This is a genomic window from Kushneria sp. EE4 (genome assembly GCF_977968315.1).
On record NZ_OZ386212.1, the window covers coordinates 2,351,272 to 2,377,742 of the forward strand.

Here is a 26,471-nt window from a genome sequence, read left to right on the forward strand (position 1 = left end):
AAGCGACGCTTTCGGCAAGTTCTGTCTGCCTGACTGTCACGGTATCGTCAGCGCCGTCTGTCATCTTTCAACCGTATTGGCACGGAGGCCATCATGGTGAAAAAGCATACCGCGCACGAGAGTAACGACCGGGTTTACGGCAGTCAGGACGAGGGCACCTCGCCCGGCGGCGGCTGGCTGGCCATCCGGGCCGTCGAGGAGCACATGTTCCGCCAGCAGGTGCCCTTTATCGGCAACCGATTGATGCTGTCGATGAACAAGCACAACGGCTTCAAGTGCCCCAGCTGCGCCTGGCCCGACCCGGTCAAACCGGCCATGGCCGAGTTCTGTGAAAACGGCGCCAAGGCCGTGGCCTGGGAGGCCACCCGCAAGCGCGTCCGCCCGGAATTTTTCGAACGCCACACCGTCACCGAGCTCTCTGAATGGAGCGACCACGAGCTGGAAAGTCAGGGGCGTTTGACCCACCCGATGCGCTACAACGCCGAAACCGACAGGTACGAGGCGGTCAGCTGGGATGACGCCTTTCGCGAGATCGGCGAAGAACTCAAGGCCCAAAAGGACCGCTGGCGAGTACAGCTGTATACCTCGGGCCATGCGCCCAACGAATCGGCGTTCATGTATCAGCTGTTCGGTCGCATGTACGGCATCAACAACTTCCCTGACTGCTCCAACATGTGTCACGAGACCACCACGGTCTCGCTGCCCGACAGTCTGGGCGTGGGCAAGGCCACAACCACGCTGGACGATTTCGATCACACTGACGCGGTCTTTATCTTCGGTCAAAACACCGGCACCAACAGCCCGCGCATGATGGGCAATCTGCACGAGCTGGTGGGCCGCGGCGGCGCCGTGGTGACCTTCAACCCGCTGCGCGAGAAGGCGCTGGTGCGCTTTGCCAACCCGCAAAGCCCGAAGGACATGCTAAAGCCTGCCGGCACGACCATCAGCTCGCAGTACCATCAGGTGCGCATCGGCGGCGACATTGCCGCCATTCAGGGGATGTGCAAGGTGGTGATCGAGGCCGACGACCGGGCACAGGCCAGCGGCGACAAGCGGGTTCTGGATCACGAATTCATCGAGGCCCATACCCACGGCCTGGAGGCCTTCGCCGATCACTGTCGCGCGCTGGACTGGGAACGCATCGAGCGCCATTCGGGACTGACCCGGGCGGCGATCGAACAGGCCGCCGAGGTCTACATGAACGCCGAGCGTGTCATCTGCTGCTGGGGCATGGGCATTACCCAGCAGACGCACGGCGGTGACGGCGTGCAGCAGATCGTCAATCTGCTGCTTTTGCGAGGCAATATCGGCCGGCGCGGTGCCGGGGCCTGTCCGGTACGGGGGCACTCCAACGTGCAGGGCGACCGCACCGTTGGCATCTACCAAAAGCCGGGCGAAGAATTTCTAAGCCAGCTCGACCAGGTGTTCGACATCGAGTCACCGCGCCAGCACGGCGCTGATGTGGCCCAGTGCTGTGAATCCATTCTGGACGGTGGCGTGGATACCTTTATCGGACTGGGCGGCAACTTCTTTCGCGCCATTCCCGACATCGATCGGGTCGCCGAGAAGACGCTCAATACGCTGAAAATGACCGTGCAGATTTCGACCAAGCTCAACCGCAGCCACCTGATCCACGGCAAGAAGGCCTTTATCCTGCCGTGTCTGGCCCGTACCGAGAAGGACATCCAGGCCGGCGTGCTGCAGACCGTCACCCTTGAAGACGGCATGAGCAACGTCAACGCCTCGACCGGCCAGATCGAGCCGGCCTCGCCCCATCTCAAATCCGAGGTGGCGATCATCGCCGGTATCGCCCGCGCCACGCTGCCCCCGCACACGAAGGTCGACTGGGAGTGGCTCAGCGAGGACTATGCGCGCATTCGCGATCGCATCGAGGCGGTCTTTCCGGACATGTTCAAGGACTATAACGCTCGCGTGGGTACCCCCGGCGGTTTCCATCTCTACAACGCCGCGCGCGAGCGGGTCTGGGAAACCGACAGCGGCCGCGCCAACTTCCTCTTTCCCGGCGACACGCTCGATACCGGCATGACCTCGCCGCAGGCCGACTATTTTCAGCTGATCACCACCCGCGGGCATGATCAGTTCAACACCACGGTGTACTCGCTGGATGACCGCTATCGCGACGTGTACGGCACGCGCATGGTAGTCATGATGAACCCGGCCGATATCAAAAGGCTCGGCCTTGAAGAAGGCAACATGATCGAGTTTCGCGCCGTGGCAGAAGACGGCATCGCACGCCACGCGGCCGGCTTTCGCGTCATGCCCTATGACGTGCCCGAAGGTTGCGCGGCGGCCTATTACCCCGAAACCAACGGGCTGATACCGATCGCCAACCGTGACGAGCGCAGCCATACGATTGCGGCCAAGTCGGTGCCGGTGACCATTCATCTGATGGATACCGAACAGGTCCAGCGCCAGACCGGGCTGCTGGCCACCGCCTGATCGCATCCGCTCCAGCACTGCTTATCAGGGCCCTGCCACCCGCGTGGCAGGGCCCTGTTACGTTACATTGCCAAAGGCTTAAGGATGGCCCTGACGGGTTGTGCCACACTGTCTGCATTCTTCTCATGGGCCACCAGATCACGGAGACGATGCCATGATGACCGTCTACGGCGACTATCGTTCGGGCAACTGCTACAAGGTCAGACTCACCCTGGCACTGCTGGAAATCGGTCATCGCTGGTTCGATGTCGATTTTTTGACCGGCGAGACCCGAAGCGACGACTTTGCCACCCGCAATCCCGCGCGCCGCATTCCCATGCTGGAGCGCCACGATGGGCGCACGCTGGTGGAATCCAACGCCATTCTCTATTACCTGGCCTGCAACAGTGCCCTAGTGCCCGACGATGAATTCGACCGGGCCCGGATGCTGCAGTGGATGTTTTTCGAGCAGCATCGCCATGAGCCCTCACTATCGGTGGCCCGTCTGATTCACTGGTATCAGGGGGATCCGAGCGAGCGACTCGAGGAGCTGGTCGCACGTCAGGAAAATGCGCGTCAAGCGCTGGATATCATGGAACAGACGCTGAGCATGCAGCCCTTTCTGGCCGGCGATACGCTCTCGCTTGCCGATATCGCCCTGTTTGCCCATACCCATATTGCCGACCAGGCCGGCCTTTTGCTGCTCGACTGGCCGCATGTGGTGCACTGGTGCGGGCGCATCGAGGAGATCCCGGGCTTTGTCTCGATGCAGGACATCCCTGATGAAAACGCACGAGCCCTGACGATGTAGCGTCTTCAGGCACATGACTTTTCGAATAACCCACCCTCAAGCCACAGCGATGCCGGACGATAACGATACAAGACCACAGGTGAATGCTAATAAAAGCCACCGGCATCGCGGTTATTCAAGGCCATAGCGCAGACGTTATTTCAACGATACCAAGACACCATGAGCGAAGACTCCAACGACAGCGCCGGCGTACTGTTTGCCCGTCAACCCATCTATGACCGCCAGCTGCAGCTTGCCGGTTATGAGCTGCTGTTTCGCCCCTATGGCGGCGGCCCGATCGTGGCCGCCGATTTTGATGGCAATCGCGCCACCAGTCAGGTCCTGATCAACGCCTTTACGGCCTCCGATATCGACGAGGTGTGCGACAGCCAGCCTGCCTATGTCAATTTCACCGCCGACAGCCTGACGCGGGACATCCCCTTCGACTCCCGGGCCCTGATCATCGAGATTCTCGAAGATGTCACCGATACGCCCGAGGTCATCGAGGCGCTGACGCGCCTGCGTGAGCAAGGCCATGTCATGGCGCTGGATGACTACACGCTCGAGGATGCCAGCCATCCGCTGCTGCCCTTTACCGATATCGTCAAGCTCGACTACCCCGCCTATACCGCCGAGGCACTTACCCACGCCGTGATGGCGCTGAAGGCACGCTATCCCGACCTTCAGCTGCTGGCTGAGAAGATCGAGACAAAGCAGGACTATCGAATTGCCATGGAGGCAGGCTGCACGCTGTTTCAGGGCTATTTTCTGGCACGGCCGGAGCCGGTCTATGGTCGGGTCATGCCGGTCAATCGTCTCAACACCCTGAGACTTCTGGCCGAGCTCAACGCCGCCGATATCTCCATGCGCGACATGGCAGAAACCGTCCAGCGCGACCCCTTTTTAAGCGTTCGTCTGCTGCGCATGGCCAACTCCGCCTTTGCCCAGCAAAGCCGCCCGGTCACTTCCCTGCACGGCGCGGTCATGGCGCTGGGACTGTCGCGTATTCGAAGCCTGGCAAGTCTTCTGGTGCTGTCGCGCTTTGATGACAAGCCGCACGCCCTGCAGCAGCTGGCCATGATGCTGGGTCACTTCTGCCATCAGCTGGCCAGTCATCTCCCCGGTCAGACCAGCGAGATGGGCTTTACCGTGGGCCTGTTCTCTTGTCTTGACAGCTTCATGGATCAGCCGCTGGAAGAGATCCTGGCAAGCATTCCCGTCCATCCGGATATCGAAGCCGCCCTGATGCATCATACCGGGCCGCTGGGCCTGATCCTGCAAACGGCCATCGACTATCAAAAGGCCCGGTGGGAGATCATCGACTGGCCTCGCCTGGCGCATCTGGGACTGTCCACCGAGCAGATCACCGACGCCTATCAGCAGGCCCTTGCGCGGGCCAATCGGGACAAGTAACGCCTGTCGGAAAAATCGTTCAGAGCGGTGAATCCTGTCGCCGATGCAGTGTCCTATACTCCCCGTCCTGATTCAGGCAGGCATGGACCGCCCATCGCACGACAGGACACGTTGTATGCTCATCTCCGTACAGGCGCTTCGCGCCCTGGCCGCCTGGCTTGTGGTCTTTCACCACGTCATGCAGGTCTTTTTTGGCTTTGACACCGATAATCCGGCCGGCCATCTGCTTTCAACCCGAGGGCAGATGGGTGTGGATATCTTTTTTGTGATCAGCGGCTTTGTCATCTACATCACCACGGCCGACCGTTCGATGAAGACCCTGCGCTTTTTGTGGCAGCGCGCGGCGCGTATCGTGCCGGTCTACTGGTTCTATACCGCCGTAACGGCCGCCATTCTCTTGTTTGCCGGTGAGCTGATGCCGGAATACGGGCTGGACCTGCCCTCGTTGATCATGGGGCTTTTCTTTATTCCCAATGAAAATCCGGCAGGCTTTGGCGACTACCCCATACTGCCGGTGGGCTGGACGCTCAATTTCGAGATGATGTTTTATCTCGTCTTTGCCCTCTCCTTTCTACTGCCGCCGCGCGTAAGACTGTGGGCCGTACTGGCCATGATCATGGTTCTCAATCTCACCCTGTCCCATCTGGACATGGTCAGCAGCTTCTACGCCGACCCCATCATTTACGAATTTCTGCTGGGTCTGGGCGTGGGCATGCTCTATCGCCATGGCTGGCTGTCGGCGGCTGACAGCCGCTGGCCCTGGGTTGCCGTGGCGCTGGGGAGTGTGGCGCTCATGCTCTGCTTTACCGATCAGAGTTCATGGCGACTGCTGGTGTGGGGGCTGCCGGCGGCGCTGCTCGTCATCGCCATGATTCGTCTTGAACCGGTGTTTACCGGCTGCGGCGTTCTCAAGCAGATGGGGGATCAGTCCTATTCCGTCTATCTGGCTCATATCATCGTGCTGTGGCTGGCCAACGCCCTGCTCCACGAGCACTGGGGCCTGCCGATCTGGCTGACGCTGGCGATCAGCATGGTGCTCATTGCCGCGCTGTCCAGAGCAAGCTTCGAGCTGCTGGAAAAACAGCTCGCCGCCCGGCTCAAGCCGCCGCGTCGGGCCCCGGCGGCGGCGTGATACGCGACTAGCCGCAGCCGAACGACTGGATCACGCCCTGCTCATTGACGCGAATGTTCAGCCGGTCCTCGTGATAGTCCATCGTGTGCATGGTATCCGGGGCCAGCACGCGAAACTGGCGCGCCTGGCTCTGATCCACGATGTGCTGGCGCACGTTCTGATCCAGCCTGGCCCCGGTCAACGCCTTGAGACGATCCGCGCCACAGGCCTTTTGCGCCTCGTCCGGAGCGGCATCGTTGGCGGCAACCGCGTCAGTGTCTGCCGGCGAGGTCGCGGCATCATCGCTGCCCCCACCAAACCAGGCACAGCCGCCCAGTCCCAGCAAAACCGTTGTCGCAAGCGCGGTGAGCAGCGAGTGTTTCATGGCGATCTCCGATCAAAAGTGGCAGCGTTCTGCCCGGGCAGTTTCAGCGGCGCCATGGCGGGCAGTGCAAGCAGATCATCATCGGCGACGTCCTGCATAAATGCCAGCCCCAGCCGATAGAGTGCCGCCTCCTGACGCTCGCCGCCCAGAAGCGACACGTTGATCGGCACCCCGGCGCGAGTGGTGCCCATCGGCAGCGTCAGCTCGGGAAAGCCGGTGGCAGAGGCGATGTAGCCCAGCGCAAACGGCTCCCCGGCCGTGCACTCGTAGTCATCGTGCTCGCCGCCTTCCAGCGGCGGCGCCGGGCAGGCCTCGGTGGGAAAGATCAGGGCATCAAGCTCGTTGTCTGCCATGAACTGTGCCAGATGCTCGCGAAGCTCGGGGATACGTCGCGACACCACCTCCAGATAGCCGGGCGAGCCTTCCCGGCGCTCGCTGAGGCGATAATGCATGCCCCGAATCCGGCGCGGCGTCACCGGCGGATTGTCGCCGGCATGCTGATTGAGCGCCTCGCAGCGCTCGATGATCTCCTTGAGCGTGTGCGGCTGCCCCTCACCGAACTGGCGCAGATAGCGCTCAAGCTGGGGCTGGAACTCCGCTTCGTGTACCGGGCCCACCGCGCCGGGCCAGAGATCGAGGTAGTGCGACGCCAGCGTGACCTGTACGGGCGTGATGCCCAGCGCCCTGAAACGCTCAAGCACCCGGGCAAAGCGCGCCTCGATCTGGCGATTGCCCGCCTCGCGATGCTCGATCACCCCCACGCGCAGCCCTTCCAGCGGTGTGGACGTCGCCGGCACCGACAGGGACTCGATGTGCTCCAGCGGCGCGCGGTCGTTGAACCAGGTGGCTTCATCATCGTCATCGCGGCCGGCCATGGCGGCCAGCACCCAGGCGTTGCCCTGCACGGTGCGCGTCATGGGGGCCGGCGTGTCAAAGGACATCGCCAGGGGAATAATGCCGTCACGGCTGACCCGGCCCAGCGCCGGGCGCATCGCCACAAGCCCCGTGGCATGGGCCGGTCCGCGCACGGAGCCTTCGGTATCGGTGCCGATGGCAAAGGGGGCAAACCCGGCCGCCACGGCGGCGGCCGAGCCGCTGCTCGAGCCCAGCACGCTGCGATCGAGCCGCCACGGGTTGCGGGTAATGCCGCCGCGGGAGCTGTAGCCGGTATCCCCGTAGCTGGCAGCAAATTCGGTCATGTTGGTCTTGCCCAGCAAAATCGCCCCGGCCTGCTCCAGCTGCTGGACCACGTGGGCGCTGTCTTCGGGATAGGCGTGCGAAAGCACCATGGAGCCCCCCGAGGTGGGCAGCCCCATGACATCGATGTTGTCCTTGACCACAAAGGGGATGCCGTAGAGCGGCCCGTGACCGCCCTCGTCGCGGTGACGGTCAAGCTCGCGGGCCCGGGCGATGGCGCCGGGGGCCAGATCCAGAATGGCGTTGATGGTGGGGCCCTGATCATCCAGTGCGCCGATACGGGCCAGATAAAAGCGGGTCAGCTGCTCGGAAGTCACCTCACCGCGATCGAGCATGCCGCGCAGCTCGGGAAGGCTTCGCTGCTCAAGCTGCAGGGATCGATTACCAGGTGCGGCGTCAGCGCCGCCTGCGGCGCTCAATGATGACACCAGCGCCAGCCCCATCAGCATGCCGGATACCGCGCGCCACCGAAGACGCCGGCCGAAGCCGAGCCGAAACATCATGTGCTCCCCACGTGCTGGACACGTCCTGTTCAGGAAGCCCGCATCGTGCCCCCTGAAGCCGCCGGCATCAAGCCGGGAAGATCGATTGATGCCGACCGCCTGCAAGACGGCACATGCCGGCCCGGGCGTCAGGCTTCAAACATTCGCCGCATCAGTGATCAGCGAAAGCCGGAGACCGGGGCCGGCCCCGCGGCGCGAAGTGGTCTCGACCAGACCCTGCGCCTCGAGAGAAGACGCCGCACGCCGCACCAGCGCATGCGCCATATCCAGCTCGCGGGAGAGCCGGCCACTGTCCTGGTGCCCTTTCCCGACGGCCTCGCCGGCCTCCAGACGCTCGAGCAGCAGCGCCTCCAGGCCATCAAGGTCCGGGTGGCGCTGCAGCCAGCGTTCAAGGCGCGACAGCTGCTCAGGGGTCAGTTGCTCGAGATCCATCAGGCCAGCCGCTGACTCTTCTCAAGACGAACGGCCACCGACTTGGAGTTGGGCGTGTTGCTCTTGATGCCGACGCTGTCCAGTGGAATCAGCGGATTGGTCTCGGGATAGTAGGCCGCCGCGCAGCCATGGGGCGTGTCGTACTCCACCACGCGAAAGCCGTCGGCACGGCGCTCGATCCCGTCATCGGACGCGCCGATCAGATTGACCCAGTCGTTTTTGACCAGTCCCAGACGGTGGATGTCATGAGCGCTTAGAAAGATCACCCGGCGCGTGCCTTCCACGCCCCGGTAGCGGTCGTTGTAGCCATAGATTGTGGTGTTGTACTGATCGTGGCTGCGCAGGGTCTGCAGGGTCAGCCAGCCCTCGCGCCGGGCGAGTTTTTGATGCAGTACCGCCTCGGGCAGCGGCTCGTTTGAGAACCTGGCAAAACCGGTGTCGGTGGGAAACTCGCGCCGCGCGCCGGGGTTGCCCAGCCAGAAGCCACGCTCCTGGCGCACGCGGGTGTTGAAATCTTCAAAGCCCGGCAGGACGCCTTCGACGTGGTCACGGATGCGGTCGTAATCGGCGTTCAATGCCTCCCAGTCCACTACGTCACTGCCCAGCAGCGCCTGGGCAATGCCGGTGAGAATGGCGATTTCCGAGCGCAGCTCTTTGGAGGCCGGCTTGTGAATCCCGGCGGAGCCGTGAACCATACTCATCGAGTCTTCCACGGTAATCAGCTGCGCCTTGCCATCGGCGCGGCGGTCCACCTCAACGCGACCAATGACCGGCAGAATCAGCGCATCACGCCCGGTGACCAGGTGGCTGCGGTTGAGCTTGGTGCTCATGTGGACCGTCAGATCACAGCGTTCCAGTGCCGCCTCACAGACGGGGGTATCGGAGGTCGCCCGGGCGAAATTACCGCCCAGGCCGATAAAGACGCGACACTGGCCGTCGCGCATGGCGCGAATGGCCGAGACCGTGTCATGGCCATGCTCGCGCGGCATCGCCACGCCATAGAAGGCTTCCAGCGCGTCCAGAAACGCCTCGTCAGGTTTTTCATAGATGCCCATGGTGCGATCGCCCTGCACGTTGGAGTGTCCGCGCACCGGGCAGGTGCCCGCACCGGGCTTGCCGATGTTGCCCCTGAGCAGCAGGAAATTGATGATCTCGCGTACCGTGGCGACCGAATGCTCGTGCTGGGTGATGCCCATCGCCCAGGCACAGATGGTGGCATTGGACCGGATATAGACCTCGGCGGCCTCGGTGATCTCTTCGCGACTCAGCCCCGACTGCGCCTCGATCGCCGCCCAGGGCGTGGCCTCGACCACGGCGCGCCACGCCTCGATCCCATCGGTATGGCGCTCGATGAAGTCACGATCGAGCACGTTGCCGTCCCGGTCGTCGCGCTCGAACACGATTTTGGCCATGCCGCGAATGGCGGCCATATCCCCGCCCAGGGCCGGACAGAGATAGAGCGAACTGATACGACCGCTGCCGCCGGTGGCCATTTCCAGCTTGCGTTGCGGGTCGGCAAAGCGCTCCAGCCCGCGCTCCTTGAGCGTGTTGAACGCCACGATCTGACAGCCGTGATCGGCCGCCTCTCGCAGGGTGCCCAGCATGCGCGGGTGGTTGGTACCCGGGTTCTGGCCGAAGGTGAAAATCGCTTCCGCCTTCTCGAAATCCTCCAGCAGCACGCTGCCCTTGCCGGTGCCCAATGCCTCGGAAAGCCCGGTGCCGCTGGCCTCATGGCACATGTTGGAGCAGTCCGGCAGGTTATTGGTGCCGTACAAACGCGCCAGCAGCTGAAAGACCCAGGCCGACTCGTTGCACGCCTTGCCCGAGGTATAGAAAAGCGCCTGGTCGGGATGATCCAGCGCCTTGAGACGATCGGCCACCAGCTGACAGGCATCCGCCCAGGAGATCGACTCGTAGTGGTCGGTCTCAGGGTTATAGCGCATCGGCGAGATCAGACGCCCCTGATCCTCCAGGCGATAGTCGTCCCAGGTTTTCATCTCGCTGACCGACCAGCGCCTGAAAAAGCGCGGCGTGACCCGCTTGGCGGTGGTCTCCCAGGTGATCGCCTTGACACCGTTTTCGCAGAACTCGAACGACGAGGCGTGTTCGGGGTCGCCCCAGGCACAGCCCGGGCAGTCAAAGCCGTCGGGCTGATTGAGCTTTAAAAGCGCCCGCACGTTGGACAGCGGCGCACGGCTGTGACGCAGATGCCGACCAACGGAGATCAGCGCGCCCCAGCCGGCGGCCGGGTGGGTATATTCGAAAATGCGTTCCCTGGATTGGGTCACGGAAAACTCTTTATGTCAGACGGTTGGAGCAGACAGGTCACACAAGAACATCGATACAGCTCGCCCAGGGCGAGCAGACGCCGCATCAGCCGCTGCTGAGCAGGGTCAGACGCCGGCCTCGATGACAGCAGATCAGATTCAGCGCGCACAGGCGGGCGATATCGACCGCCAGCGTTGAAGGATGAGACAGCGTGGCCAGCGTCGGAATGCCGGCGCGTACCGCCTTTTGCACAAGCTCCAGGCTGCAGCGGCTCGACAGCAGCACCATCGACAGGGGGCGGCCCTCAACCAGCGAGGCACCGATCAGCTTGTCGAGTGCGTTGTGCCGGCCGATATCGACCCCGGTGCCAAGCCGCTGACCGTCATCGTCAAAGCCCAGCGCCATGTGAAGCCCGGGCTGGCCTTCACTCGAGAGCTGCTCGAGCGCCCTTTCAAGCTGTGCCGGCGGCGGCGGGGTACTGGCGGGCAGACGCTGCAGCCCTTCCATCATCTGCGCTTCCTCGGCACTGCCACAGCGCCCGCAGCTTGACGAGGCCGAGGTCACGCGGCGGCGTTCGCCGGCCAGGCGTTCAATGTGCGCCGCCACGTTCAGACGCACCCGCACGCCATGGCGCAATCGATCGGTGGTGATCTCGCTGACCTGAGAGGCGCGGGTGATCATGCCTTCGCTGAAGGCAAAGCCGATGGCCCAGTGCTCCAGCGCCTCGGGCGTGGCCAGCACGGAGGCATAGGCGGTCTCGTTGAAGGACAGCGTAATCGGCAGCTCCGGCGGCCCGTTGAGCTGCTCGCCGGGGGTTTTGGTAGCGTCCTCGTACTCGGAAAGCGACATGGCAATACGACTCCTCTGGCAGACGATCATGACAATGAATGCGATGCCCGCAACGGGACATCGCCCTGCATGGCGCTGCACGGGATGGCGAGTGGGGGTAGTTTAACGCCGCGCTCGCGGCGCGCTCCAATGGAGCCGCGACATGAATTGATCGATGGCGTCTATCAAATCCGTCAACGTCATCAAGTTCTTGAGCATCATCAATCGACGATGAATCTGCAGGAGGCGCTCAGGGCTCGCGCAGCCACTCCAGAAGCGCCCGAAGCCGGCGCGAGGGCGGCGCCCCGGCGCGCCACAAAAGCCCCACCGGCGGGTCCTCCTCGGTGGCCGGCAGCAGGCGGTGTATCAGCCCCGGCGGGTATCCGGCGGCGGGTTTGTGCTGCTCCACGATGCCGACACCGGCGCCCTGCTCGACCAGCCGCTCAAGCGATGCCATGGATTCGGTCTCAAGCACCGGCGAAAGCGTTACGCCCTCGCGGCGGGCATGAATGTCCACCCGATGGCGCTGCTGCATGTCCGGTGTCAGAAGACACAGTGGAAAGGCACCAATATCGGCCCAGACGGGCCTGTCCGGCAGCGTAAAGCGGTCCTCGCGCGCCAGCAGCGCATAGCGCTCGATATAGAGCCGCCGCGCCACAAAGGGCTCGGCGGCCGGGACATCGAGATAGCCCACCGCCACGTCGATATCGCCCTCCATCAGCGACTGCATCAGCGGCAGGGTTGCCCGCTCCATCAGCCGCAGCGACAGGCCCGGATACTGCTCGCGCAGCGGCACGATCCAGCGGCTAACGGCGCCGAGCGCCGAGGGAATGAGCCCCAGGCGCAACGAACCGCTGGGTGGGCTTTTAGGGTCGAGTTCGGCGTTGAGCTCATCGAGCGAGGCGAGAATGCGCCGGGCGTGGCTCAGCACGTGCTCGCCTTCAGGGGTCAGCCCCTCAAAGCGGTGGCCGCGAATGATCAGCGCACAGCCCAGCTCCTCTTCCAGCTGCTTGAGCCGCGCCGAAAGGGTGGGCTGGGTGACATTACAGGCCGTGGCGGCGCGCCCGAAATGGCGCTCGCGGGCCAGCGCCACCAGAAAACCGAGCTGTCGATGATCCATGCCGGGTCAGCACGGCGCGCGACGCGCATCGATCCAGTCACGCGCCTGCGCCAGACTCTCCAGTCGGGCCGTGGCGCGACTGGTGTCCTGACCGCACGAATAGGCGTTGGGAATGACGATCACATCGATGCCGGCGGCGCAGGCGGCGTCTACACCGTGACGAGTGTCTTCGATGGCCACAGCCTGGTCGGCCTCGATGCCGCACAGGCCCAGCGCCTTCAGATAGCAGTCCGGATGGGGCTTGGAGTGCGTGACGTCGTTGCGGGTCACGACGTGGTCAAAAAATCCGGCAAGATCGTAATGCTCGATGGTCGGGGCGATCTCCTCGCGACCGCTGCCGGTCACCAGCGCCGTGGCCAGGCCACGGGCCCGACACCACTCGAGGATCTCGAGGGCGTGATCCATCAGCGCGATCGGATTTTCGGTAAAACTTGCCACGGTGCGCTCGACCTTGCGATCGACCAGCGCCTGCGGCGAGATATCGAGCCCGCGGGTGCGAATCAGCCGCTCGACCTCCTGGGTAACCGGGGTCCCCGAGCTTTCCCGCTTATACTCCTCATCATCAATGTGGGCCCCCATCTCACCGAGAATCTCGTTCCATACCCGGTGATGGGCGCTCTCGGAATCGGCCAGCGTGCCGTCAAAATCAAACAATACGATGCGATACTTCCCGGATGGCTGCATGCAGAGACTTCCCGTGGCGGTGGCAATGATCGACATGGTCCAGCAACAGGCGCATTCAGGCAACTACACGCCCCGGTTTCATTGCTAGAATCATTCTCATTCACACATGAATGCCTGACCTGCAAGGTGTCGGCCATCCCGGAGGTAACCCGTCATGTTTGACGCCCTGTTCAACGAGCGACTGGCGCGTTTTGGTACGGCCCTGACCTGTCGGGGTGCAGCCGTGGAAGGGGCCATGCCCGTGCGCCGCCTGCTGGAGCAGGACGTGCTGGAAGAGGTTCTGACACGCTTTAGCGACCATCACGGCCCTCGGGAGCGCCGCGCGATCGCCACGCAGTGGTCAAAGCACTATCTGAGTCAGCTGATCATTCCCGTCACGGTGATCGAACTCTGTCGCGATGTTCATCTGCCGACCGGTCTGGAGGAGATGGGGGTGGTGCTCGCAGATGACGGCACACCCGAGCGGTTCGTGCTGCCGCACGAGGGCACCATCAGCCTGGACAACGGCTGTGTGCGCTTTTGTCCGCTGATCGCGCGCCATCTCACACCGCTGATCGACGCGCTCGCCCGCCGGGTGCATTTCTCGCCTCGCGTGCTGTGGAGCAATGCTGCGGTCTACTTCGAGTTTGCGGTCAATGAGCTGGCACGCCAGGGGCTGGCGAGCACTTTCGAGATCGAGGGCGCACGCGCCATGATGGCGCAGCGTCAGCTGCCGGACCGCCAGCGCAACCCGTTCTACCGCCCAGTGGACTATATCGACGTGGTCGACGACAGCGGCGAGGTCGAGCCGTGGCGCTGTCGCCGAATGTGCTGCCTGCGCTATCTCGATGACTCGCTGGGGCTGTGCGGCAACTGCCCGCGGCTCAAGACCACCCGCCCCGATGAACACTCGGCTCAGGCCTGAGCGTTGTCCTGCTCGCCGGTGTCCTCGGTGGCCTCACGGCGAGCGAGGCTGGCCTCACGGCGCGTGTGCAGCTCGTCTTCATACATCTGCTCCATGACGTGCAGCATGCCGCCAAGAATCCACCAGACCCCGAAGATGGCCAGCAAAAAGGCGATGGCCGCCACAAAGGCGTTCTGGAAGATGGCATACAGCGCGGCGGCTGCCAGACAGAAGGCGTAGCCGCCCACGGCGCGACGCAGTGACCTGTCCAGCTGCTGCCAGAAGCCGTTCTGACTGTAGCCCACGCCCCGACGCCAGAGAATGTCGGTCAGCACGTGAAAGGCAATGGCCGCCGAGATTAGAAGCAGCGCGAAGCTCACAATCTGAAACACGCCAAAGGCAGGACTGGTAATCACGGCAAAAAGCCACAGAATCGGCAGCGATACCACTGCCCACATCACGATCGCTCGCTTGCGCAACGTCTGGTTGTTCATGGTCCTCATGTCCTGTCTGGTCGATGATGCAGTGGCCGTCACTGCCTTGTTTGAAGGTCGTCGATGGTTGTGACATCGGCGCCGTTGGGTTGGTTCATTGCTGTGTGCGTGCCCTTCGAAAGGCACCCCTGACGAACGAACAGGGCCACAGTGTGCCCTGAATGGCTCGCGCTCACCTTGCCGTTATGCTGATTGCGGCCCCTGCGGCGACCAGTCGATCGGACCGGGGTCGTCTTCCAGATCAAACATCGCTTCGCCGCTCAAGTGGTTGAGAATCACCGCCGAGCGCCAGGCCATCAGCGACAGCTGCGGCTCGGCGATGCCGTAGCGGGTGCGTCCGGCATTAACGGCATAGATGCGACTGTCGCCGCCACCCTGCCAGTCGAGCAGGAAATGACGCCCCATGCTCGGCTCGCCGTGCGCGTCCAGCCCGATCCGGTCGGCCAGCGGCGCCATGCACTCGGGCAGACTCGATTCAAAACCGGTGGCAAAAATCACCACGTCCGCCTCAAAGTGTTCAAGCACCCCGGTGGTGCCGTGTCGGGCCTGCAGAGCAAAGCCCTGTGCGACACGGATCATGTCGACCGCCTCGCGATGGGGCAGCAGATGCGCCCAGCGCGGCTCGTGCATCACATCAAAGCGGTGATAGAGCGTCTGATAGATTTCGGTCAGCGCCGCGGGCGTAATGCCGTCGCTGGCATATTTCTGCGCGCTGACCTCGCGCCGGCGCACCTCGTCTTCCAGTCCGGCAAACTGCGAGGTATAGCCGGGCGTGAAGTATTCGTTGGTAAACGCCGTCTCATCCAGCGGCTGGAAGTTGCGCCGGCGCGAGAGCCAGTGCAGCGATTTGGGCGGTCCCCAGTGACCGCGCAAGGCATTGATAAAGATATCCGCCCCGCTCTGGCCGCCGCCGACAATCACCACACGCTGGTGGGTAAAATCCCGCGCGCGCCAGGCAATCGATTCGGCGTGCAGACAGCGCTCGCCCTGATGCTCGCGGGCAAAGACCGGCAGCCAGGGCAACTTGCCGCTGCCCAGACACAGATGCCGCGCGCAAAAGTCCCGGGTATCGGTCCTGAGCCGAAAATGCGCGCCGTCGTGATCGATTTCACGCACGCTGTGGTCCAGCCAGACGTTGTCGAGCCCCTCGGCGGCCCAGCGCAGATAGTCGGAAAACTCCGCCCGCGAGACCGTGGAAAGCTCGGCGTTCAGGAAGCGATAAAAGCGCCGGTGCTGAACCAGATAGTTGAGAAACGACCAGCGGCTGGTCGGATCGACCGCGGTGACCAGATCCTTTAAAAAGCCGGTCTGCAGATGCGTGTCCGGCAGCATCATGCCTTCATGCCAGGCGTAGCGCTTTTGGCGATCAAAAAACCGCGTGGACAGCCGGGGCAGACGGTCGGCGGCCAGTGCGGCAATGCTTAAGTTGAACGGACCGGCGCCGATGCCGGCCAGGTCCAGAAGCTCGGGGGTATCAGCCATGTTGGGCAATATCTCGGGTCGTTACGCTCCCTGACGTGTCAGCGCCGCCTCGCCGTGGCGGCGCAGCGAATCCTCATCACTCAGGCAGTAATAGAGCGGGTTATCGATCAAATGATCCATGTCCGGCAGCATGCGCGCCGCCGAGTGGTCATTGGCATGCAGAAACTTTGAGCGGTTAAGCCCCAGGCGCAGGATACGCGGCTTGAACAGACTAAACATGTCAAAGCGGGCCTGCAGTGTTTCGTGACGCGCCATGTAGTCTCTCAACGCCGCGGCGCAGAGCTGATAAAAGCGCGTCTCGCTCACACCCGCCTGCTCGGCCAGAGGCGCGACAAAGCGCAAAAGCGTCACGAAGTGGCCGGTCTGCAGGTCGTGAATCAGCTTTTCCGGCCCCAGGCGCACGGTGACATCCACCAGCTCACGCGGCAGGTCATGCGCCTCGGGAAAGTCTTCGTCGACCAGGCGCAGATCGCCCTGAAAGTCCTTGAGCGCCAGACGGTGCGGCACGCCATCGCGCAAAATCAGGGTCAGGTTCTGCCCGTGGGCGATGATAATGACCCCGAACCGGCAGATCAGATGATACATCGGGATCAGCGTGGCCTCGAACATGGCGGAAAGCCACTGCTCGGCCTCCATGCCGGAGGCCTCGATGTAGGCGGCAAGCCAGGCCCGACCGTGGCCGTCGCACTGCATCAGCTCCGACATCAAAAGGGCGTGCTCATTGTCGCCTACCCGCGGGGCCAGCCCTTCACGCCAGATCACGCCGCACAGCTCGCGAAAGCGATACGGCGCGTCATCCAGCCGGCCGTACTGGTGGTGCTCGACCACGGCAGACGCCGGCTCGGCCAGCACCTCGAGCCCGGCGCACGCGAGCTCGTCATCATCGCCGGCGCGCGCCTGCAGCCAGTGGGAAGCGGCCGGGCCTGCCAGCATGTACTGCCCCGGGATGCCGCGATAGCTTGAGGTGTTCATGATGGTGATCGGCAGCTTGAGATCAAAGCGCCCCGGCCGGCTGGCGTTGGTCAGCGTGCGCAGCGACTGCTGGGCCACGAAGTGATCGCCGAAGGCGCCCAGCCAGGCCATGTCGCCGCGGCCTATATCGCCCACGTGCAGCATGGAAAGCATGCGCGCCCACTGCCAGGGGTGGACCGGCATCAGCGCATAGGCCTCGGCCCGCTCGCCCAGCACCGCACACTTGCCATCACGCGCCGCCAGCAGGGCACGCTTGTCCTCCTCTTCCAGCACACTATCGAGCAGCGTGGCCTCATCGATGGCCATGCGGCTGCTCTTGAGCCGCTCGCGGCGCACCATCAGCCATTCGACCTGAAACGGACGGGCATACTCCGGGGCGTAGCGCATAAGCGACTCAACGCCCCAGCCGCGCCGTCCCTTGTTGAACAAAAATTTCGGATGCCCGTCCAGCACGGCCTGACGCTGAGGCTCGGCAAGGCCGATCGCCTCATCGGCGCCCAGGCGCTGATGGACCTCGATGAGATAGCAGTCACCGCGCAGGGTGTTGAAAAGATCCTCGAGATGCTCGGCGAGCTGCGCGTCGTTCATGCCCATGCCGGGGGCAAGTGCCAGCAGAAACTCGGCCGCCTCCGGCGTCTCGCCCGCGCCTGTCGGGCCGGCAAGGCTTTCGGCATCGATCAGCAGCTGGCCCCACAGATTGGTCCGGGCCCGGAAGTGCCAGCGCCCGCAGGCGTGACTCCCCGTCGAGGTGCTGCGCTCATCCGGGGCGAGTGCATCGATATCGAGCCGCCAGCCCTTGTTATCGCTCTCGGTTTTTCCATCGGCCTCGGGCAACAGCACCTGTTCATAGGCCAGCTCGCTGATCATCCTGGCGATCAGCGCCCGGTTGGCACGCGCCCAGTGGCGACGAATGGCCTCGTCAGGGTCGATGGCGGCAAGCTGTGGCGGCAGTATCGACTTACCGGTGTCCGGCAGCATCACATCACCTGTCCAAAGAAGTGGTGGCGCGTGCCCATGACCAGCATGGCGCGCTTGTCGGGCAGATCGAATTCGCGCCGGCTGAAAAGCCCCAGCCGCTCGAGATGGCGAAAGATGCGCTCGTTGCCGGCATCGGGTTCCAGCACGATGCGCTCGGTGCGCGGTTCGCTTAGATACGCGTAGTGCTGCAGCGCGGTCAGCCAGCCATCCACGAAGTGCGCGCCGCGAAATGCCTCTTCGCCGACCAGCACATGCAGGCCGCGATCAAAGGCCTGCCAGGGGTAATACTCACCCAGCACGTCTTCGGGGGCCCAATAGAGCTCGAAGTAACCAAACGCCTCGCCGTCCAGCTCGGCAATCAATGACAGGCGATGGGGCTCGGCCAGCCGCTGGTCCAGCCAGTCGCTGAATTCATCACGCGGCTTGTCCTGCTGCCAGAAGCGCGCCACGCGTTCCTGCTGCATCCACTGGTGCACGCGCTCAAGATCGCGCTCGTGTTCGCAGGCCCGCAGAGTGAGACGGCTTTCCAGCCGCGGATCGAGGCGTTCATAGACCACGCCCCGGAGCGCTGGCGGACGCTTTGGCAGGCCGCGCTCGATGTCAAAGGGCTGGGCGGCGTAGTCGGACACAAGCCACTGCCACGGCCGCTGATAGAAGCTCTCGCGCAGTACCCTTGGGGCGCCCAGCGCCTGGCACAGCGGGTACCAGTGCGGGTCGGCGCGCCAGGCGTCGTCAAGTATCAGCAGGCGACATTCGGGGTGGGTCGCGAAATGGTGATCGATGGCTTCCAGAAGTGTTCGCGCCGGTGAAGGCGTCAGCGTTTCGCTGGCCGACAGATCGTCATGGCTGGACATGGTGATTTCTCGCGGTGTCAGGGTCATGGTTCAGGGCGTGGGTGTCTCGATCAGCAGCGGGTTGGGCATGTCCAGATAGATCGTTGCCGGATCATCCAGAGTCGATTCGTTGATGCCGGCCAGATAGCAAAAGAAGTTGCCCTTGACCTCAAGCGTTGTCGACGTCAGCAGGTGATCGAGCAGCGTGGTGTCGCCGTCACGGCACTGCTCGCGCAGCGTCTCCAGATGCGCTCGCAGATGCGCCACCAGTTCGTGTTCATCGATACATCGCGCCTCGCTCAGCGCCGCCGTCACCGAAAGGGTCGAATTGACAAGGACATAGTAGGGGAAATAGCGCTTGAGCCTCTCAACCGTGATGCGATGGTCCTGACTGACGATCTCTTTCGGATGACGGGCCAGAAAATGGTCCGTGACGCCGCTGCCCTGGCAGTCGCGATAGTCCACCCCCACGGGTCGTTCGCCCTCAAGACGCACCACAATGTTTTGCTGATGGGCCAGCAGCACGATGCCCTCCTCGACCACCAGCCGAATCAGCGGTGAGAGCACCCGTTCGCAGAAGGCGTCAAACCACACAAGCGCCGCCTCGCGCTCGCTGATCCCGTCAAGCGCGGCCAGACGCCGAATGCCGTTGGCCAGCAGCGTCTGCCCGGCTTCCCCCAGCGGCTGGGTCAGCGTGGCGAGTACCACGCTGGCGGCATCCGGGCCTGCAATGTGGTTTTCGCGCAGCAGCGCCAGGCTCGCCTCGTCGATATCACCGTCATCGGTTTTCCAGCCCAGCCAGGCCGGCTCCTGCATCAGGTGAAAGTGCTCGCGGATGGCCGGGCTTACCTTCGGCCACCAGCGGTCCAGACGCAGCCCGCGCATCACCTCATCACCGTGCAGTACCCGCAGCGAGTTGGTGAGTCGTGCCGACAGCGAGCCCTTGACCATCCAGTCGGTCTGCGCGCAGTAAAGCGAGCGATGTGAAGAGGTCGGGTGCCAGCGCCGGGCAACGCCGTGATCGCCACTCTCTTCGCCCAGCACGATCAGTTCCTCATTTGCGATCATGGCGGCGATATCCTCGCGCTTTTGCAGAAAGCGCGCCTGCCAGGGGTGCATGGGCAGCGCACTAAACCCTGCCGGCAGCCGCGCAGCCAGCGTCTCGGGCAGCAGGTCATGCATCAGCGCCGCCGCGGCGCGTTCGCGGCTGGAATCGCCCACCGCCCGCGTCGGCGACACGCCCCACCAGACAAGCCCGAAGCTCGCCCGGTGCTCCGGGGTATAGTCCCGCGCCTGTTCGGTATCAAAAGGGGCCTGCGACTTGGGCGCCGGGTGAAAGTCGTGCCCGACCAGCAGGCCCTGCTCGGCGTCGAGAAAGCCGACCGGGCCTTCGATGAGATGGTCCAGATCATCGCGCCCGGCAAGGGCCGCTGCAATGGTGTTACGACTGCCCATCACGCTGTTGAAAAACGTCTCGCGCCGCGCCTCATCAAGCGTGCCGACCAGCGGATGCTCGCAAAGCCAGGGGCTTGCCAGCAGCGCGTCAACGCCGTGTTCAAAAGAGATCGCTTCAATCGTGTGCGGTGTGGCCCGCATCATGGGCAGCTCGATTCGACAGCGCCCCGACAGGCTTCGATGTGTCAGGCGAAGGCGCAGGCAGACGTCACGCTCGCGCGTCAGCGGCATGACGGCAATGTCGTCATCGCCCTGGCGTTCCAGCCACCAGTGCGAAGTTTCGCGCAGCAGCGCGTTGAAAAGGCTGGTCGCCGCCAGTCGATCGGCCCATTGGGTGCTGGCGTCGGGCGCCGGCTGGCGAGGAAAGTCCTGCATCGAGCACTCCTGTCATGGATGACGTTGGCCGGCATGTTTCGGCGTGGAGGCAAGCATAGTCGATCACACAGGCGCCTGCGCCGGGGTCAAAACGCCGGTGGAGGGCATCATCCTGCCAGTACAAATGATTTTGATAATGTTTCTCATTTGGGCTAGAGTGACGCTTTGTTACCGCACCGGCTCAAGCCTTTCGGTGCCCGTCCACTGACAACGCGACTTGTCAGGAGTCAACGTGAATCAGCCACTGCCTTCCCGGTTATCCCCTGCCCTGGCCCCCTGGGGGCTGCTTGAAGGACTCAAACCGGGCGACGCCTTTTTCTCTTCACCGGCGACAACCCTGCTCGGGCGAGGCCTTGCCCATCAGTCCCGGACCCCGGATGCCCGGGCGCAGACGCTGGATGACGCTGCCCGTGCGCTGTTTGATACGGCCCGGCAACACGGGCATGCCGATCCTGTCATCATGGGGTTGATCCCGTTTGATCACGCTGACAGTGCCCGCCTTTTCGTCTTTGAAGAGCTGCTGCGCGCCGCACCCGACACGTCCGGGCAGCGTCCAACCGGCGCCCCGCTGGAGACCCGGGCCCATTCGATCACGCCGGAGCCCTCGCCCGAACACTACTGTCACGCCGTGGACCACGCCCTGACGCTTTTCGACACCACCGCGCTCGACAAGGTGGTGCTGGCCCGGTCGCTGCGCGTGCAGACGCAGGCCCCGGTGGATGCCCGCGCCCTTTTAAAGCGCCTTTTGAGCATCAATCCGCAGGGCTATAATTTCGCCCTGCCCACCGGCGAGAATGAAAGTCTTGTCGGCGCCAGCCCCGAGCTTTTGATTCGCCGCGAAGGCAATCGCGTCATTGCCAATCCGCTGGCCGGCTCCATTCCTCGCCACGGTGACGCCGCAGAAGATCAGCGTCGCGCCGACGGGCTTCGCGTCTCCGACAAGGACCTTCGCGAACATGCGCTGGTGGTGGAGGCCATCGTTGCTGCCCTGCGCCCGCTGTGCCAAACGCTAAACATCCCGGAAGGCCCGGAGGTGATCGCCACCGATCGCATGTGGCATCTGTCCACCACGCTTGAAGGGGAGCTTGCCGACCCGGATCTGACCTCGCTGGGCGTGGCGGCCGCACTGCACCCCACGCCAGCCGTATGCGGGGCGCCCTGGCAGGATGCCCATCAGGCGATCAAATCGCTGGAAGGCTTTGAGCGCGGCTATTTCACCGGGCTGGTCGGCTGGTGTGATGAAACCGGCGACGGCGAGTGGGCCATTGCCATCCGCTGCGCCGAACTCGCCCCCCACCACGTGCGCGTGTTTGCCGGCGCCGGGGTCGTGCCGGGCTCGAACCCGCAAAGCGAGCTGGAAGAAACGGCGGCCAAGATGCGGACCATGCTCGATGCCATGGGCCTTGATTATGAAGACACTGCCACGAACACGACTGCCTGATCATGACTGACCCGATAACAGCGCCCATCCGGCGCGCCACGCTTGACGAGATCATCACCCGCTGCCCGGACTACCCGGTCGAACGCCAGCGTCTGTATCGCGACCACGGCTGCTGGATCGATGAAACCTTCGGCGCCATGCTGCGCCGTCTGGCCTTCGAGCACGGCTCGCGTGAAGCGCTGGCCGATGGGGAGCTGCGCCTGAGCTACGCCGAGCTGGATCAACGCGTGGACAGCCTCGCCCGTGGCCTTGTGCGCTCGGGCATCGAGCGCGGCGACCGGGTGGTCATTCAGCTGCCCAACCGCCACGAGTTCGTGGTGGCCTGCTTCGCCCTCTTTCGCCTCGGCGCGCTGCCGGTATTTGCCCTGCCGGCGCATCGTCGCTTCGAGGTCGAGCACTTCTGTCGCGCCGCTACGGCACGCGCGCTGATCATCTGCGACCGTGACGGCGGCTTTGATTATCGCGCCATGGCCCGTGAGGTCCGCGAGACGGTGCCAACGCTTGAGCAGGTCATCGTCTGCGGCGAGGCCGAGGAATTTACCGCCTTTGACAGCCTTTATGAGCATGAAGGCGAGCCGGTCGAGGATGTCCCGAGTGCCCACGATCTGGCCTTTTTCCAGCTCTCCGGCGGCACCACCGGCGTGCCCAAGCTGATCCCGCGGCGTCATGACGACTATCACTACAGCCTGCGCGAGAGCAATCGCGCCTGCGCCGTGACGCCTGAAACGGTCTATCTGGTGGCGCTGCCGATCGCGCACAATTTTCCCATGAGCTCGCCGGGCTTTCTGGGCGTGCTGCTTGGCGGCGGTCGGCTGGTGATTGCACCGCGCCCCAGTCCGGACGAGTGCTTTGCCCTGATCGAGCGCGAGCGCGTCACCATGACCTCGCTGGTGCCCCCGCTGGCGATGCTGTGGCTCGATAGTGCCGCCCACGCACAGGCCGATCTGTCGAGTCTCGACATCCTGCAGGTGGGCGGGGCCAAGCTGGTCAGCGAGGCGGCCCGCCGCGTGGCGCCCGCGCTGGGCTGTCGACTGCAGCAGGTCTTTGGTATGGCCGAGGGGCTGGTCAACTACACCGGCCTTGATGACCCGATCGAGCTGATCAACACCACTCAGGGCCAGCCGATGTCACCGTTTGATGAGGTGCTGGTGGTCGATGACGACGATCATCCGGTGCCGCCGGGCGGCGTGGGTCACCTGATTACGCGCGGGCCCTATACCATTCCCGGTTATTTTGTCGCGCCGGCCGGTGATGATGAGCCGGAAGACGCCCATAACCAGCGCGCCTTCACCCGAGAGGGCTTTTATCGCACCGGCGATCGCGTCCAGATGACACCGGATGGCTATCTGATTGTCGAAGGCCGTGACAAGGATCAGATCAACCGCGGCGGCGAGAAGGTGGCGGCCGAGGAGGTCGAAAACCAGCTGCTCGCCCATGACAACGTTCATGATGTGGCGGTTGTTGCCATGCCGGACCCCTATCTGGGCGAGCGGGTCTGCGCTTTTGTGGTAGCGCGCGGTGAGACACCCAAACCGATGGTGCTGGCACGCTTTCTGCGCGATCGGGGCCTTGCCAACTACAAGGTGCCCGAGCGATTCGAGTTTCTTGAGGCCTTCCCTCAGACCGGGGTGGGCAAGATCAGCAAGAAGGCGCTGCGCCAGACGCTCAAGGCGCACTGGTTTGCAGCCGATGCACCCGCTGGCGAGTGACGCCTGCCCGCGGCGCTGAACGATTACAGGAGAGGTATCATGGCCATTCCCGCCATCGCGAGCTACTTACTGCCCACCGCGGCCGAGCTGCCCGACAATCGGGTCAGCTGGCAGGTCGACCCGGCACGCGCGGTACTGCTGATCCACGACATGCAGCGCTATTTCCTGGCGAAATATGACGTGAGCGCCGCCCCCATCCCGGAGGTAATCCGTCATCTGGCCGCGCTGATTCAGGCCGCCCGCGCGGCGGGCGTGCCGGTGGTGTATACCGCGCAGCCGACCGATCAGCCCGATGATGATCGCGCCCTGCTCAACGACTTCTGGGGACCGGGCCTGCCGGCCCACCCGGAGCAGTATCCGGTCGTCGACGCGCTGGCCCCGCAGGACGGCGACGTGGTGTTGACCAAGTGGCGCTACAGCGCCTTTCAGCGCAGCGACCTGCGCGAGCGCATGCGTGGCTGGGGTCGCGATCAGCTGATCATCGGCGGGGTGTATGCCCACATCGGCTGCATGGCCACGGCGCTGGAAGGCTTCATGCAGGACGTGCAGTGCTTCATGCTCACCGACGGCGTGGCGGATTTCTCGCGCGCCCGTCACGACATGGCCCTTGAGTACGTCGCCGGACGCTGCGGCGTGGTGGCCACCAGCGCGCACGCCCTTGAGGCGCTCGAGTCCGCACAAAACGATCAGCACAGCGCTGGCGCCATGACGCAGGCCGCGCTGACCCAGCGGGTGGCCACGCTGGCCGGCGTCAGTGCCGAAGAGATTCCGGCCGATGATAACCTGCTTTTCTACGGGCTGGATTCGATGCGCATGATGACGTTTGTCGAGGAGCTGCGCCGGGAAGGCTTTGATGTCAGCTTCATGGATCTGGTCGAAGCACCGACCATTATCGACTGGGTCGCACTGCTCAACCGTCAGGGAGTCAGCGCATGAGTGTCGCCGAAATGATCACCGGCCAGGCAGCTCAGACTGCCCCGCCCCCGAAGGGCAAGAAACGCCCGCCAATGCTTTTGGAAGTGGTGCGCCGCGAGGTCATCACCGAGCACATGATCCGTATCGTGCTCGGCGGCGAGGCGCTGGAAGGCTTTCCCGTCCATCGCGGCGGCGGTCACATCAAGGTCTTTCTGCCGCTGGAACATCAAAACGCGCCGGTGTTGCCGCAACTGACCGAAGCCGGCGTGGTCTGGCCCGCCGCGGAAGAGAAGCCGATTACGCGCACCTACAGCGTGCGCCATTTCGACGTCGAGCGTCGCGAGCTGAGCGTGGATTTTGTCGCCCACGGCGATGAAGGCCCGGCCTCGCGCTGGGCACTGGCCGCAAAACCCGGTGACATGATCGGCATCAGTGGCCCCGGCGGCCCCGACCCGCTGCTGCCGCCGGCCGACTGGTCGCTGATTGCCGGGGACATGACGGCCCTGCCCGCCATCGGCGCGCTGCTGGAAGCCATGAGCGATGAGGCCCGCGGCGTGGTACTGATCGAGGTAGATCACGAGAGTGAGCGTCAGGCGCTGCGCCACCCGTCGGGCATCGAGGTGCACTGGCTCTATCGCGGCGACATCCCGTCGTGTCTGTCCACGCTGCAGATCGATGCGGTGCGCGCCATGGACTTTCCCGAGGCCGGCAGCGTCTCGGCCTGGGTCGGCGGGGAGAACTCGGCGGTGCTCTCCCTGCGCGAGCATTTGATGGGCGTTCGCGGCCTGAGCAAGCGCCAGCTTTACGCGGTGCCCTACTGGCGCCACTGCTGGAACGAGGAGCGCTATCACCAGGAGCGTCATCGCATCATGGATGAGCTCAAATGAGCGGCGAGTTCGAAGGCGAGCAGATTGTTATTACCGGGGCAGCCCGCGGCATCGGTGCGACGTTGGCACGCGATTTTCTGGTCGAAGGCGCCAGCGTGGCCCTGCTCGACAGCCTGACCGACGCGCTGTCGAGTACAGCGGCGCAGCTGAGTCACGAGTTCGGTGCCGGGCGGGTCAGCGCCCATGCAGTGGATGTCGGTGACTCAAGCGCCGTGGACGCCGCCATCGCCGATATCGAGACTCAAGCCCCCATCACACGCCTGGCCCATGTGGCGGGCGTCCTGCAGATGGGGCGTATTACGGAGCTGACCGACGCGCAGTGGCTGCACGCCTTTAACGTCAACACCACCGGCGTGTTCAACGTCACCCGCGCCGTGGCACGACGGATGGCCGAGCGTGACAACGGTGCCATCGTGGTGGTGGGCTCCAACGCCGCGGATACCCCGCGTCAGGCGATGGGCGCCTACTGCGCCTCCAAGGCGGCCACCCATCAGCTGGTGCGCTGTCTGGGGCTGGAAATGGCCGAGCACGGGGTGCGCTGCAACATCGTTTCCCCCGGGTCCACCGACACCGACATGCAGCGCGGCATGTGGTCGGATGACAGCGGGCGCGACAACGTGATCCGCGGCTCGCTGGAGGGCTGGAAGCTGGGCATTCCGCTTAAGCGCATTGCCGAACCCGAAGACGTCAGCGAGGCGATCCGCTTTCTGCTCAGTGATCGGGCGCGTCATATCACCATGCACGACATGCGCATCGACGGCGGCGCCACCCTGGGCATTCGCTGAAGCGTTGAAGTCTTTCGATGAGCATTAAAAAACCCGGCCAGGCGCCGGGTTTTTTAATGCAGTCCACGTCAGGAAAGCGGCGCCGACAGAGC

Annotated in this window: 22 protein-coding genes; 10 read left to right on the forward strand and 12 right to left on the reverse strand. The window is 63.9% G+C overall.

From position 1 onward, the window contains the following. Nucleotides 1-93 precede the first annotated feature (93 nt). The 4 genes from ACXMYO_RS10695 to ACXMYO_RS10710 all read left to right on the forward strand — a co-directional run bounded on the left by ACXMYO_RS10695 (nucleotide 94) and on the right by ACXMYO_RS10710 (nucleotide 5,774). Nucleotides 94-2,460, forward strand: coding sequence for an FdhF/YdeP family oxidoreductase (locus tag ACXMYO_RS10695; RefSeq protein WP_457808693.1), 2,367 nt, complete (start codon nucleotides 94-96; stop codon nucleotides 2,458-2,460). Nucleotides 2,461-2,614: 154 nt separating this feature from the next. Beyond that, a complete protein-coding gene (locus ACXMYO_RS10700) occupies nucleotides 2,615-3,250 on the forward strand; it encodes a glutathione S-transferase N-terminal domain-containing protein (RefSeq protein WP_438764553.1) in 636 nt (211 codons plus the stop codon). A gap of 159 nt (nucleotides 3,251-3,409) precedes the next feature. Further along, nucleotides 3,410-4,642 (forward strand): EAL and HDOD domain-containing protein, encoded by a 1,233-nt coding sequence (locus ACXMYO_RS10705; protein ID WP_457808694.1) that lies wholly within the window; start codon nucleotides 3,410-3,412, stop codon nucleotides 4,640-4,642. A 115-nt stretch (nucleotides 4,643-4,757) separates the two neighbouring features. Further along, complete coding sequence (locus ACXMYO_RS10710) at nucleotides 4,758-5,774, forward strand: acyltransferase family protein (RefSeq protein WP_438764555.1); 1,017 nt, start codon at nucleotides 4,758-4,760, stop codon at nucleotides 5,772-5,774. Between the two features lie 7 nt (nucleotides 5,775-5,781). On the opposite strand, the gene ACXMYO_RS10715 is transcribed toward ACXMYO_RS10710, so the two are convergent. The 7 genes from ACXMYO_RS10715 to ACXMYO_RS10745 all read right to left on the reverse strand — a co-directional run bounded on the left by ACXMYO_RS10715 (nucleotide 5,782) and on the right by ACXMYO_RS10745 (nucleotide 13,170). Further along, the gene (locus ACXMYO_RS10715) at nucleotides 5,782-6,138 is read right to left on the reverse strand and encodes an I78 family peptidase inhibitor (protein WP_457808695.1); all 357 of its coding nucleotides are present in this window, start codon (nucleotides 6,136-6,138) and stop codon (nucleotides 5,782-5,784) included. Beyond that, complete coding sequence (locus ACXMYO_RS10720) at nucleotides 6,135-7,838, reverse strand: amidase (RefSeq protein ID WP_457808696.1); 1,704 nt, start codon at nucleotides 7,836-7,838, stop codon at nucleotides 6,135-6,137. The genes ACXMYO_RS10715 and ACXMYO_RS10720 overlap by 4 nt, the downstream gene beginning before the upstream one ends. A 135-nt stretch (nucleotides 7,839-7,973) precedes the next feature. Next, nucleotides 7,974-8,270, reverse strand: coding sequence for a hypothetical protein (locus ACXMYO_RS10725; RefSeq protein WP_438764559.1), 297 nt, complete (start codon nucleotides 8,268-8,270; stop codon nucleotides 7,974-7,976). Then, nucleotides 8,270-10,558 carry an FdhF/YdeP family oxidoreductase gene (locus ACXMYO_RS10730; protein WP_457808697.1) on the reverse strand — a complete coding sequence of 763 codons (2,289 nt, stop codon included), beginning with the start codon at nucleotides 10,556-10,558 and terminating at the stop codon, nucleotides 8,270-8,272. Before ACXMYO_RS10730 ends, ACXMYO_RS10725 begins: the two co-directional genes overlap by 1 nt. Before the next feature lie 85 nt (nucleotides 10,559-10,643). Then, on the reverse strand, nucleotides 10,644-11,387 hold the full coding sequence (locus ACXMYO_RS10735) for a formate dehydrogenase accessory sulfurtransferase FdhD (RefSeq protein WP_457808698.1): 744 nt from the start codon (nucleotides 11,385-11,387) through the stop codon (nucleotides 10,644-10,646). A 229-nt stretch (nucleotides 11,388-11,616) separates the two neighbouring features. Then, the gene (locus ACXMYO_RS10740) at nucleotides 11,617-12,486 is read right to left on the reverse strand and encodes a LysR family transcriptional regulator (protein WP_457808699.1); all 870 of its coding nucleotides are present in this window, start codon (nucleotides 12,484-12,486) and stop codon (nucleotides 11,617-11,619) included. 6 nt (nucleotides 12,487-12,492) lie between these two features. Next, nucleotides 12,493-13,170 (reverse strand): HAD family hydrolase, encoded by a 678-nt coding sequence (locus ACXMYO_RS10745; protein WP_457808700.1) that lies wholly within the window; start codon nucleotides 13,168-13,170, stop codon nucleotides 12,493-12,495. A gap of 154 nt (nucleotides 13,171-13,324) precedes the next feature. Here ACXMYO_RS10745 and fhuF point away from each other — a divergent pair, with 154 nt between their 5' ends. Further along, nucleotides 13,325-14,074 (forward strand): siderophore-iron reductase FhuF, encoded by a 750-nt coding sequence (fhuF, locus tag ACXMYO_RS10750; RefSeq protein WP_457808701.1) that lies wholly within the window; start codon nucleotides 13,325-13,327, stop codon nucleotides 14,072-14,074. Here the strand turns inward: fhuF and ACXMYO_RS10755 are convergent. From ACXMYO_RS10755 to ACXMYO_RS10775, 5 genes are all read right to left on the reverse strand, one after another. Next, a complete protein-coding gene (locus tag ACXMYO_RS10755; protein ID WP_438764566.1) occupies nucleotides 14,065-14,547 on the reverse strand; it encodes a hypothetical protein in 483 nt (160 codons plus the stop codon). The two genes, fhuF and ACXMYO_RS10755, sit on opposite strands and share 10 nt — an antisense overlap. Nucleotides 14,548-14,730: 183 nt before the next feature. Then, entirely contained in the window at nucleotides 14,731-16,029 is a 1,299-nt protein-coding gene (locus ACXMYO_RS10760) for a lysine N(6)-hydroxylase/L-ornithine N(5)-oxygenase family protein (protein WP_457808702.1), read from the reverse strand. 21 nt (nucleotides 16,030-16,050) lie between these two features. After that, entirely contained in the window at nucleotides 16,051-17,979 is a 1,929-nt protein-coding gene (locus tag ACXMYO_RS10765) for an IucA/IucC family protein (RefSeq protein ID WP_457808703.1), read from the reverse strand. Continuing rightward, entirely contained in the window at nucleotides 17,979-18,833 is an 855-nt protein-coding gene (locus ACXMYO_RS10770) for a GNAT family N-acetyltransferase (protein ID WP_457808704.1), read from the reverse strand. The genes ACXMYO_RS10765 and ACXMYO_RS10770 overlap by 1 nt, the downstream gene beginning before the upstream one ends. Before the next feature lie 30 nt (nucleotides 18,834-18,863). Further along, entirely contained in the window at nucleotides 18,864-20,642 is a 1,779-nt protein-coding gene (locus tag ACXMYO_RS10775) for an IucA/IucC family protein (protein ID WP_457808705.1), read from the reverse strand. Between the two features lie 232 nt (nucleotides 20,643-20,874). On the opposite strand from ACXMYO_RS10775, the gene ACXMYO_RS10780 reads away from it, so the two are divergent. The 5 genes from ACXMYO_RS10780 to ACXMYO_RS10800 are packed head-to-tail and all read left to right on the forward strand — an operon-like array spanning nucleotide 20,875 to nucleotide 26,379. Further along, nucleotides 20,875-22,083, forward strand: coding sequence for an isochorismate synthase (locus tag ACXMYO_RS10780; protein WP_457808706.1), 1,209 nt, complete (start codon nucleotides 20,875-20,877; stop codon nucleotides 22,081-22,083). A 2-nt stretch (nucleotides 22,084-22,085) separates the two neighbouring features. After that, nucleotides 22,086-23,792 carry a (2,3-dihydroxybenzoyl)adenylate synthase gene (locus ACXMYO_RS10785; RefSeq protein WP_457808707.1) on the forward strand — a complete coding sequence of 569 codons (1,707 nt, stop codon included), beginning with the start codon at nucleotides 22,086-22,088 and terminating at the stop codon, nucleotides 23,790-23,792. A 39-nt stretch (nucleotides 23,793-23,831) separates the two neighbouring features. Then, nucleotides 23,832-24,728: an isochorismatase family protein gene (locus ACXMYO_RS10790; RefSeq protein WP_457808708.1), complete on the forward strand. Its 897-nt coding sequence runs from the start codon at nucleotides 23,832-23,834 to the stop codon at nucleotides 24,726-24,728. After that, the gene (locus ACXMYO_RS10795; protein ID WP_457808709.1) at nucleotides 24,725-25,594 is read left to right on the forward strand and encodes a siderophore-interacting protein; all 870 of its coding nucleotides are present in this window, start codon (nucleotides 24,725-24,727) and stop codon (nucleotides 25,592-25,594) included. The genes ACXMYO_RS10790 and ACXMYO_RS10795 overlap by 4 nt, the downstream gene beginning before the upstream one ends. After that, nucleotides 25,591-26,379 (forward strand): 2,3-dihydro-2,3-dihydroxybenzoate dehydrogenase, encoded by a 789-nt coding sequence (locus ACXMYO_RS10800; protein WP_457808710.1) that lies wholly within the window; start codon nucleotides 25,591-25,593, stop codon nucleotides 26,377-26,379. The genes ACXMYO_RS10795 and ACXMYO_RS10800 overlap by 4 nt, the downstream gene beginning before the upstream one ends. Nucleotides 26,380-26,471 lie beyond the last annotated feature (92 nt).